This window comes from Pseudomonas sp. BF-R-30 (assembly GCF_019956175.1).
Taxonomy (GTDB): Bacteria; Pseudomonadota; Gammaproteobacteria; order Pseudomonadales; family Pseudomonadaceae; genus Aquipseudomonas; species Aquipseudomonas jessenii.
Genome location: NZ_JAHBDE010000027.1, coordinates 51,694 through 62,865 on the forward strand (window position 1 = coordinate 51,694; position 11,172 = coordinate 62,865).

Consider the following 11,172-nt stretch of genomic DNA (forward strand, 5'->3'; position numbering starts at 1 on the left):
CATCGCGAGCAAGCTCCCACAATGCCCGAGCGTCGACACAAATGTTGTGAACGACCCGCAACCCTGTAGGAGCGAGCCTGCTCGCGAAGAGGCCCTCGAATTCAGCGCACATCCAGTTGCTTGCGATAAGGCAAATCCGGCCCGGTCTTGCTGCACGTCAGCGCCGCCGCCCGCACCGCGAACTTCAGCATGCAGTCGATCTGCTCGCGGCCAAGTTGCTTCACGCCCTCTACCGAATCCAGCTGGTGTTCGGTCAACCAGGTTATCAGCGCCGCCTGAAAGGTATCGCCCGCGCCCACGGTGTCGGCGATTTTTACCGTAGAGGCGGGGGTGGACCACGAACCATGTGCCCGACTGAATACGGTCGCGCCTTCGCCGCCCCGGGTCAGGAGTACCAGCTGACAGCGGTGCTGCAACCAGCCCTGGACCACCTGGGCCGGGTCCTGGCCGGGGTACAGCAGATGCAGGTCCTCGTCGCTGACCTTGATCAGGTCGGCCAGTTCCACCAGTGTCGCGACTCGTTTACGCCACAGGTCGATGTCCGGCTCCGGGTTCAGGCGCACGTTCGGATCGAGGCTGATCAGGCGCTTGCCGCTTTCCCGGCGCACCAATGCCAATAGCGTGTCGGCAATCGGCTGCACCACCAGGGAAAACGAGCCGATATGCAGGCCGCGTACCTCAGGCCCGAGTGTCGGCAGGTGCTCCGGTTGCAATTGTCGATCCGCGCAGCCTTCGCCACGGAAGCTGTACTGCGGCGAGCCATTGGCCCCCACGGCGACCATCGCCAGGGTGGTCGGCGCGGCAAAATCCACCAGGAATTCCTGGCGCACGCCTTCATCTTGCAACACTTGCAACAAGCGCCGGCCCAGGTAGTCGGTGGACAACCCGGCCAACAGTGCCGCGTCCACGCCCAAGCGGCGCAGGCCCACCGCCACGTTGAACGGCGAGCCACCGGCAATGGCCTTGAAGTTCACTTTGGACGCCAGCCCACTGGCGTCGTTTTCACTGAAAAAATCGAACAGCGCTTCGCCACACACCAGGTACATAGTTGTTCACTCTTCAAAGGGTTGCGACATGCTGTTGATAGCGTTCATACGCCTGCTGACAGGCTTGCACATTGTCGGCGACCGGCAGGGTTTCACTGGCCGGGTCGAGTTTTACGCAGCGCTCGCACAATTGCGCCAGGCTGTCTTCGTGCCCGTTCGCCCGGGATACGCACCAGGCCGCCTGAATCGCCGCACCCAAGGCTGCGGCCTCGCTTTGTTCGGTGCAGATCACCGGTGTATTCATGGTGTCGGCGACGATTTGCCGCCAGACCGCACTTTTTGACCCACCCCCAATCAGCCGAATGCTGCGGCTTTGTAAGCCATTGCGGCGTAGCAGGTCCAGTCCGTAACGCAAACCGAACGTCGTGCCTTCGACCACCGCGCGGCACAGGTTGGCCCGGGTCAGGTTGGTCATGGTCAGGCCCGACAGGCTGGCGCTGGCATGGGGCAGGGCGGGCACACGTTCGCCATTGAAGAACGGCAGCATGCACACACCATCGGCACCGATTGGCGCCTGGGCAACGAGGTCGTTGAATTGATCGATGTCGAGGTCCAGCAGCTCGCGAATCAGGCTGGTGGCATTGGTCAGGTTCATGGTGCAGATCAAAGGCAGCCAGCCGCCACTGGAGGAACAGAACGTGGCAACCGCGGCATCCGTGGCGACGTTCGGCTGATCGGCGTAGGCGTACACCGTGCCTGACGAGCCGAGGCTCATGGTGATTGCACCAGGCTGGATGTTGCCGGTGCCGATGGCGCCCATCATGTTGTCGCCACCGCCACTGGACACCAGTGCCCGAGGGTTGATGCCCAGATACTCGGCGATGCCTGGCAGAATCGTGCCGACCGCCTGATGGGGGGCGATCAGTTCCGGCAGCGCCGCTTGCAGGCGTCCGCTGGGGTCGATGTCACGCAACAATTGGGAATCCCACTGGCGCGTACGCACATTGAAATACCCGGTGCCCGAGGCATCGCCGTATTCGCTGCAACTGCGGCCAGTGAGCCAATGGTTGAGGTAGTCGTGGGGCAGCAAGATGCGGGCGATCCGGCAGAACACGTCGGGATGCTGCTCTTTGGTCCATAACAGCTTGGACAGGGTGTAGCCCGGCGCGATGACTACGCCCAGGCGTTTCAGCGAACCCTTTTCGCCACCCAGGTGGGCCAGCAGTCGGTCATTCTCCGGGGTGGTTTCGGTGTCGCACCAGAGTTTAGCCGCACGCAACACCTTGCCCTGATCGTCGAGCAGCACCAGGCCGTGTTGCTGGCCGGACACGCCAATGCCGAGGATCGACTGACCATTGGTTTTGGCCGCGAGCAATGCGCGGCGAGTGGCGGTGGCGAAGGCTTCCAGCCACTGCTGGGTGTCCTGTTCGCGGCGGCCATCGGGGCCGCTGATCAGGCTGTGGCTGGCGGCTCCCTGACCGAGCACCTCACCATTGGCCGAGTCGAGGATGACGGCTTTGGTGCCTTGGGTTCCGCAGTCGATGCCGAGGAAGAGTTGTCGGGTTGTCATGCAGTATTCCTGGTCGTCAGCTAGATACAAGTCTGGATTCACTATCCCCGGTGCCTGTCAGGCCGCCTTCGCGAGCAAGCCCGCTCCCACAAGGAGTTTTGTGAGCAACACCAAACCCTGTGGGAGCGGGCTTGCTCGCGAAGACGGCAATTGCTACACCACCGACCTTAAGCCAGCACCCGTTCCAACGTCCGCGACACCCCAACCTCGCGCAAACTGTTGCAGCACCACTCAAACGCCGCGACAAACTCCGGTGAGCGCGCAATGGCCGTACCAAAAATCTCCTCGACCGCCAGCAAGCGCTGGGTAAGCAGCACATCATCGGCTACCAGCGCCTGACAGAACGCCGCCCGCGGATCCGCAATCGTGTAGGTCTCGCCCTGTTCATCCACGCCTTTGAGATACAGCGCCCACGCCGCCACCACCAACGCCGCGCGCCGGGTTTCGCGGCCATCGGCGATCAAGCGGTTGATGGTCGGTACGGTGAATTTCGGAAACTTCGACGAACCGTCCGAACACACCCGTTCAAGCTGATCGGCAATCGCCTGATTGGAGAACCGCGCCACCAGGGTGTTCTTGTACTCGGCCAGGTCGATTCCCGGCACCGCCGGCAGCTGTGGCGTCACGTCCAGGTCCATGTAGGCGCGCATGTAGCGCACGAACAGCGGGTCGTTCATGGTTTCGTGGACGAAGCGGTAACCCTTCAGGAATCCCAGGTACGTCAGCGCCAGATGACTGCCGTTGAGCAGCTTGATCTTCATTTCTTCGTAGGGCGTGACGTCGTCGGTGAATTGCACGCCGACTTTTTCCCAGGCCGGGCGACCGTTGACGAACCTGTCTTCCAGCACCCATTGCGCGAAGGGTTCGCAGACCACCGGCCAGGCATCGTCCACGCCATGCCGGTCCGCCAGTTGCAGGCGATGGAGGGTGCTGGTCATCGGTGTAATGCGGTCGACCATGGCGTTGGGGAAACTGACGTTGGCGTCGATCCAGTCACGCAACTGGCTGTCGTGCAAGGCGGCAAAGGTCAGCAGGGCCTTGCGGGTGACGGCGCCGTTGTGCGGCAGGTTATCGCAGGACATCAGGGTGAAGGCCGCTGTGCCAGCGGCGCGGCGCTTGGCCAGTGCGGCACACAGGAAGCCGAACACGGTTTTCGGTGCGCCAGGGTGCGCCAGGTCATGCTGGATCTGCGGCAAGTGCGCCATGAACTCGCCGGTGCTGTCGTCGATGCAGTACCCGCCTTCGGTGATGGTCAGCGAGACGATGCGGATCTCGGGGCTGGCCAGCTTGTCGATCAATGCCTGGGCACTGTCCTCGGCCAGCAGCATGTCACGAAGGGCGCCGATCACCCGCACTTCGGTGTCGTCGCTATCGCCGAGTTCGAACAGGGTGAACAGATAATCCTGATCCTTGAGGTCGTCGCGGGCGCGACGGTCTTCAGCGCGCAGGCCGACACCGCAGATGGCCCAGTCCAGGCCTTCGCCGGTATTCATCAAGGCGTCGGTGTAGTACGCCTGATGGGCACGGTGGAAACCGCCGACCCCGATGTGCGCGATACCTTGGCGGGTCTCGCCCAGGGCGTAGGCGGGCAGGACCACTTCAGGGGCGAGGCGGTTGAGGTTGAGTTGGTTCAATTTCATCGCAGGCTCTCTGAAATCAGGCAGCAACGCGCAACGGGCGGGTCAACGCCACGCCGTCGGCATCGAATAAATGGCAGTGTTGCGCATCCAGATGCAGGCTCAGGGTTTCACCGTAGCGGCTGGCCAGATCGCCGCGAACGCGCATGGTCAGGGCTTCGCCGGATGCCGTCCGGACGTGGCAGAAGGTGTCGCTGCCCAGGCGCTCGCTGACATCGGCGGTGACCTGCAAGGCGCAGTCGCCGGGTTTGGCCAGTTCCAGGTGCTCTGGGCGAATGCCCAGCGTCACCGCACTCCCGACGCTCAGACGCCTGCCGCCCAAGGGCAGGCTGACGCGGGTTCCGGCGTCGAGCTGCACTTCACAGCCCTGGCTGTCGACGCCGGTGACCTTGCCCTTGAGCAAGCCCATTTTTGGCGTGCCCAGGAAACCGGCGACGAACAGGTTGGCCGGCTGGTGATAGAGATCCAGCGGCGAGCCGACTTGCTCGATCTTGCCGCCATTGAGTACGACCACTTTGTCGGCCATGGTCATCGCTTCGACCTGATCGTGAGTCACGTAGATCATCGTGGCTTGCAGTTCTTTGTGCAGGCGCAACAGTTCCAGGCGCATCTGCACCCGCAGGGCGGCATCGAGGTTGGATAACGGTTCGTCGAACAGGAAAATTTTCGGGTTGCGCACGATGGCCCGGCCAATCGCCACGCGCTGGCGCTGGCCGCCGGACAGTTGCTTGGGTTTGCGCTCCAGCATCGGCCCCAGTTCGAGGATGCGCGCCGCTTCGCTGACCTTCTTCGCTACTTCGGCTTTCGCCACGCCGGCCAGGTCGAGGGCGAACGACATGTTCTTGCGCACGCTCATGTGCGGGTACAGGGCGTAGGTCTGGAACACCATCGCCAGATCGCGCTTGGCCGGGCTCACTTCGGTGATGTCGCGGCCGTCGAGTTCGATGGTGCCGCCGCTGACTTCCTCCAGCCCGGCGATCAGCCGCAGCAGCGTGGATTTGCCGCAGCCCGACGGGCCGACGAATACCACGAACTCCTTGTCGTTCACCTCCAGGTCGATGCCCTTGATGATGGAAAAGCCTTCGAAGCCTTTTTGCAGATTCTTGATTTTCAGGTTGGCCATGGTGATGGGCCTCCGTTTGTTTTTATTCAGTTGAATAGGGCATGCCTTTCTGTAGGAGCGAGCCTGCTCGCGATGGGCTCACAGGCGACGCGTTTATTCAGGCCGCACACGTTATCGTTCACGTCCATCGCGAGCAGGCTCGCTCCTACAAGGGTTCATTTCACGGCGCCGAACGACAGACCACGCACCAGTTGTTTCTGACTGATCCAGCCGAAGATCAGGATCGGCGCACAGGCCAGGGTCGAGACGGCCGACAATTTGGCCCAGAACAGCCCTTCGGGGCTTGAGTACGAGGCGATCAATGCGGTCAGTGGCGCGGCTTTCGACGAGGTCAGGTTCAGCGACCAGAACGCCTCGTTCCAGCACAGGATCAACGACAGCAGCACCGTGGATGCCAGGCCGCCCTTGGCGATGGGCAGCAACACCCGGAGCATCTCCTGAGCCAGCGTTGCGCCGTCCAGCCGCGCGGCTTCGAGGATGTCCCTGGGGATGTCCTTGAAGTAGGTGTAAATCATCCAGACCACGATCGGCAGGTTGATCAGCGTGTAGATGACGATCAGCGCGATCCGCGTATCGAGCAGGCCGAAACTCTTGGCCAGCAGATAGATCGGCATCAGCACGCCCACTGGCGGCAGCATTTTGGTGGAGAGCATCCACAGGAGCGTGCCTCTGGTGCGTTGGGTTTCGTAGAAAGCCATGGAGTAGGCCGCCGGCACCGCGATCAGCAGGCACAGCGCGGTGGCGCTGAAGGAGATCACCACCGAGTTCCAGGCGAAACTGAAATAATCGCTGCGCTCGTTGATGTGCAGGTAGTTCTCCAGCGTCGGCATGAAGATGAACTGCGGCGGCGTGGCGAAGGCATCGATTTCGGTTTTGAAACTGGTCAGTACCATCCAGAAGATCGGAAAGAAGATCAGGATCGCGATGGCCCAGGCCAACGTACCGAGCAGCAGGCTTTGCAGGCGACGGGATTGTTGAAGAGTCATGGCAGGCCTCAGGCTTTGTCGGTCAGGTTTTTGCCGATCATCCGCACCAGGATGATCGCGGCGATGTTGGCGATGACCACGGCGATCAGGCCGCCCGCCGAGGCCATGCCGACATCGAACTGCACCAGCGCCTGGTTGTAGATCAGGTAGGCGAGGTTGGTCGAGGCGTAGCCGGGGCCGCCGTTGGTGGTGGTGAAGATTTCGGCGAACACCGAGAGCAGGAAGATGGTTTCGATCATCACCACCACCGCAATCGGCCGCGCCAGGTGTGGCAGGGTCAGGTGCCAGAAAATCGCGATGGGCCCGGCACCGTCCAGGCGCGCGGCTTCTTTCTGTTCCTGGTCGAGGGACTGCATGGCGGTCATCAGGATCAGGATTGCGAAGGGCAGCCATTGCCACGAGACAATGATGATGATCGACAGCAGCGGGTAGTGCGCCAGCCAGTCCACCGGTTGCGCGCCGAACAGCTTCCAGACGTAGGCGAGAATCCCCGACACCGGATGGAAAATCAGGTTCTTCCAGATCAGTGCGCCCACCGTGGGCATGATGAAAAACGGCGAGATCAGCATCACCCGTACGAGGCCGCGACCGAAAAACTCACTGGCCTCCAGCAGGGCACTGATCAGCACGCCGAGTACCACACTGATCAGCAGCACGCTGCCCACCAGCAACAGCGTGTTGGTGGCGCCGGGCAGGAATCCGGAATCAGTCAGGAAATAGGTGAAGTTCTCCAGCCCGACGAATTCGTTTTCACCGGGATTGAGCAGGTTGTAGCGGATCATCGAAAAGTAGACGGTCATGCCCAGGGGGACAATCATCCACAGCAGCAACAACGCCACCGAAGGGCTGACCAGGAACCAGCCGGGATTGGCCACGCGGTTTTTGCGCTGCGGCTGGGCTATGTCCATGTGAGCTTTTGCAGTTGATGTATTCATGGTGATCAGAACCGATTGATTACAGGCATATGAAGATCAACTGTGGGAGCGGGCTTGCTCGCGAAGAGGCCAGTACATCCGACACAACTTTCGCGTTTGGAATGCCGCTTTCGCGAGCAAGCCCGCTCCCACACTGGATACGGGGTTACTTGGGATAACCCGCGCGCTTCATCTCGCGCTCGGTGGTTTGCTGGGCCGCCACCAAGGCCTGGTCGACCGTGGTCTGGCCGATCAGCGCCGCAGAGAAGGATTTGCCAACCTGAGTACCAACGCCCTGGAACTCGGGAATGGTCACCAACTGAATACCGATGTAAGGCACCGGTCTGGCCCCCGGGTTGCTTGGGTCGGCGGCCTTGAGCGACTCCAGCGTGACCCTGGCGAACGGCGCCGCGTTCATGTACGCATCGCTGTAGGTGGAGGCGCGGGTGCCCGGCGGCACGTTGGCGATGCCGTCCTTTTCCGCGACCAGCGTGCTGTACTCCCTGGAAGTGGCCCAGGCGCTGAAGGTTTTCGCTGCGTCCTTGGCCTTGGAACTGGTCGGAATGGCCAGTGCCCAGGAATACAACCAGGCCGAACCCTTGTCAGTGACCTGATGTGGCGCGAAGGTGAATCCGACGTGATCGGCAACCTTGCTCTGGGTCTTGTCGGTGACGAACGAGCCGGCGACGCTGGCATCGACCCAGATCGCGCATTTGCCGCTGTTGAACAACGCCAGGTTTTCGTTGAAACCGTTGCTCGATGCGCCCGGCGGACCGGATTTTTTCATGGTGTCGACGTAGAAGTTCAGCGCGTTTTTCCACTCAGGCCCGGTGAATTCCGGTTGCCACTTCTCATCGAACCAGCGCGCGCCATAGGCGTTGGCAACGGTGGTGACCAACGCCATGTTTTCGCCCCAGCCAGCCTTGCCGCGCAGGCAGATGCCGTACTGTTCTTTATCTTTGTGGGTGAGTTTGCTGGCGAATTCGCTGATCTGTTCCCAGGTCGGGCGCTCGGGCATGCTCAGGCCGGCGTCCTTGAACAGGTCGGTACGGTAATAGGTGATCGAGCTTTCGGCGTAGAACGGCAAGGCATACAGCGACCCCTTCACCGACAGGCCTTCGCGCACCGACGGGAATACGTCTTCGAGGGCATAACCAGCCGGCAAATCCTTCATCGGCTCCAGCCAGCCCTTGGCACCCCAGAGTGCGGCTTCGTACATGCCGATGGTCAGCACGTCGAACTGTCCGCCCTGGGTGGCGATGTCTGTGGTCAGGCGCTGGCGCAGAACGTTTTCTTCGAGGACCACCCAATTGAGCCTGATGTCCGGGTGCTCGGCCTCGAAGGTTTTCGAGAGCTTTTGCATGCGGATCATGTCGCTGTTGTTGACGGTGGCGATGGTCAGGGTCTGGGCGCCAAGGCTGACGCTGCTGAGAGTCATGCAGGTGAGGGCAAGCAGAGCTTTTACCGAAGGTTGCATCGTGCACTCCTTTTCTGCAGCCGGCGGGCTACAGAAGGACAGTTATTGTTTTTGTGTCTTCCGTAGGCAGGAAGAATGTGCGCTGATTACATCCTTCAATCGAGGGCGAGACAAATCATCCATCGCACTTCAATCGATACTATTTTGCACTGAAGTTTTGAGGGGTAGACGCAGGGAAGGGCTTTTCAGCGAAGGAGGGGTATTGAATCCGTACAGGTTTCAGGGGGTAACGCTGTACCTGTGGGAGCGAGCTTGGTCCGGGCGGAGATCCGACGATGGCGGTGTATCAGGTTAATAAATGTCGACTGACACGGCCTCATCGCGAGCAAGCTCGCTCCCACAGGAGTTTGAGGAGCGTCTTCAACCCAGGTTTTGCTCGGTCAACCGCTGCACCACCAGCCGCCGGTAATGCGAAGGCGTCATGCCCTTGAGCTGCTGGAAGCGTCGGTTGAAGTTGGAAATATTGTTGAAGCCCGATTCGAAGCAGACATCGGTCACCGGCTTGTCGCCATCGGCCAGTAACTCGCAGGACTTGCTGATGCGCAAGCGATTGACGAATTCGATGAAATTGCGCCCGGTGGCCTGCTTGAATACCCGGCTGAAATACGTCGGCTTCATGCCCAGATGCTCGGCGACCTCTTCCAGCGTCAAGTCCCGGGCGTAGTGGGCAAAAATGTAATCCACTGCGCGGTTGGTGCGATCGATATTGTGCTCGTCCGCCAGTTGCGGGGTTGTGGCACCAGAGAGCAATTGGTAGTCGTCGGTGGCCGCGAGCAACTCCAGCAGAATGAAAAAGTGCCCGAGCCGGGTCATACCGGTGGTATCGGCGATGCGCTGCATCAGGTCCATCGCCTTGTCGATGGTGTGCTTGCAGCGAAACTCGATGCCGTACTGCGCGCGTTCCAGCAGCGGCGCCAGGGCCTTGAGTTCGGCGAATACCTGATAGCCGCTGTCGAACAACTCGTCGGTGAAATTGACCAGCATGTCGCGCTTGGGCACCACTTCGTCCTCGGCCACCTGGCTGATCCAGTTGTGGGGCAGGTTGGGGCCGGTCAGGAACAGGGTATGTGGGTAGAAGTTGCCGATGTAGTCACCGATGAACACCTTGCCGGAACTGGCGACGATCAGGTGCAGTTCGTATTCCTTGTGGAAATGCCAGCGCACCAGCGGGCAGGGGAAGCCATGCTGGCGATAGATGATGGACAACCCGTTGTGGTCGTCCATCAATTCATAGGAAGGGTCGGTGATTCTGGCAATACGGGGCATGTTGATACACTTTTCTTGTTTTCGCGCCCTGATCATGCCTCTTGTGGGGTGGCTGATGCCAGTTGTCGATGTCGCGAAACCTGACAGGAGCCTTCTCGGCTTTCGGGACTATCTGGCTCTTCTGGCATTTATCAAGCTCGCGCTTCGGCAGTAGGAAACCAGTTTCGATTCTTCCATGAAATCGACATTGATAATGTTGCACCTTTCGCTTTGGGAGTGGGTGAAGGGATCAAACCAGGTGTCCAGTTCATCATGGATATCGACGGGGCCTCCCAGCTTCGAGTAGCTTGTGGCGGACAGTGACCACAAGGTGGTGCGGGGAGGTGGAGTCCACAACACGTTCGATATGTGCTGCTCCAGTTCCTGGACATTTGTGTCGCCAATCCCGCTCCATTTGTGTTCGACTGTCTCGCAGAACCAGGCGGGATTTAACTCCGGATGTTGTTGAGCCGCTACCAGAACTCGCTGCTCTCCGCTGATTTTCTAGAGCTCGCCAAGTGGCAGACCGCTATTGTCGGCAGGGATTATTCTCTTGCCAAGATAACGGAGCATCATCTCGTTGAAGAGTGCGTAGTCGAACGGTTGTTGTCCGTCCTTGAGTTCATGAAAATCCAGAACCACAAATTCGTCAGGGTTGTCGCGTAAAAACAGATGCACAGCCGCAAACAAACCCAGCACGTTACGAGATGAGCGAAAGCCATTGTGCTGGAATCGGAATTTTTCAAACTCTATGGCCGACTCGTCAAAGTCCAGCCGTAAATCAAGTACGCGCGAACCGTTGTTGAGTTGAGCGGCGAACGAATCGTGCTGGCAGGCCAGCCAGTGCGCGCCGGGGATCAATGGATAGCTCGCTTGCCAGTCGCACCCGGCATTGTGCGTGCCGGGTAGTGTAAGTTCACTAAGCGACAGGTTATCGATTGCCGGCGTAGAGCTCATCCAGTTATTGAGTGCGTAATTGTCTTCGGTTGTATTGTTCATTAATGCATCCTTGCATTGATTGATGAATAACAAGTTGCGCCAAAGCAGTGTTGGTTGGCGGCAATCAATTTGTTTTCGCGTCTCGATCATGCCTCGTGCAGGGAGGGGCCCAGAGTGTGTAAAAACGCCTTCGTGAACCCTTGCTATGATTTCTGAGGAATTCATCGCAGGGATCGCCCATGAAGCGCTTTATCCAAGGTGAACATCGAGGCCAAGGTACCTTACTTCCCGAAAG

At 60.0% G+C, this 11,172-nt stretch carries 9 protein-coding genes; all 9 read right to left on the reverse strand.

Going from position 1 to position 11,172, the window contains the following annotated elements; genetic code table 11:
- Positions 1-101: 101 nt before the first annotated feature.
- Positions 102-1,046: a carbohydrate kinase family protein gene (locus tag KGB20_RS15715; protein ID WP_154859893.1), complete on the reverse strand. Its 945-nt coding sequence runs from the start codon at positions 1,044-1,046 to the stop codon at positions 102-104.
- Between the two features lie 13 nt (positions 1,047-1,059).
- Positions 1,060-2,556, reverse strand: coding sequence for a xylulokinase (xylB, locus tag KGB20_RS15720; RefSeq protein ID WP_154946466.1), 1,497 nt, complete (start codon positions 2,554-2,556; stop codon positions 1,060-1,062).
- Between the two features lie 167 nt (positions 2,557-2,723).
- Positions 2,724-4,196 carry a mannitol dehydrogenase family protein gene (locus KGB20_RS15725; protein ID WP_223473754.1) on the reverse strand — a complete coding sequence of 491 codons (1,473 nt, stop codon included), beginning with the start codon at positions 4,194-4,196 and terminating at the stop codon, positions 2,724-2,726.
- Positions 4,197-4,212: 16 nt separating this feature from the next.
- A complete protein-coding gene (locus KGB20_RS15730; RefSeq protein ID WP_150815293.1) occupies positions 4,213-5,316 on the reverse strand; it encodes an ABC transporter ATP-binding protein in 1,104 nt (367 codons plus the stop codon).
- Positions 5,317-5,471: 155 nt separating this feature from the next.
- The gene (locus KGB20_RS15735) at positions 5,472-6,302 is read right to left on the reverse strand and encodes a carbohydrate ABC transporter permease (protein WP_057714765.1); all 831 of its coding nucleotides are present in this window, start codon (positions 6,300-6,302) and stop codon (positions 5,472-5,474) included.
- An 8-nt stretch (positions 6,303-6,310) separates the two neighbouring features.
- Entirely contained in the window at positions 6,311-7,237 is a 927-nt protein-coding gene (locus tag KGB20_RS15740) for a carbohydrate ABC transporter permease (protein ID WP_154946464.1), read from the reverse strand.
- Positions 7,238-7,382: 145 nt separating this feature from the next.
- Positions 7,383-8,693 carry an ABC transporter substrate-binding protein gene (locus KGB20_RS15745; RefSeq protein WP_154946463.1) on the reverse strand — a complete coding sequence of 437 codons (1,311 nt, stop codon included), beginning with the start codon at positions 8,691-8,693 and terminating at the stop codon, positions 7,383-7,385.
- Between the two features lie 360 nt (positions 8,694-9,053).
- The gene (locus KGB20_RS15750; protein WP_154909092.1) at positions 9,054-9,959 is read right to left on the reverse strand and encodes an AraC family transcriptional regulator; all 906 of its coding nucleotides are present in this window, start codon (positions 9,957-9,959) and stop codon (positions 9,054-9,056) included.
- A 483-nt stretch (positions 9,960-10,442) separates the two neighbouring features.
- On the reverse strand, positions 10,443-10,937 hold the full coding sequence (locus tag KGB20_RS29120) for a hypothetical protein (RefSeq protein WP_317850887.1): 495 nt from the start codon (positions 10,935-10,937) through the stop codon (positions 10,443-10,445).
- Between the last annotated feature and the right edge of the window lie 235 nt (positions 10,938-11,172).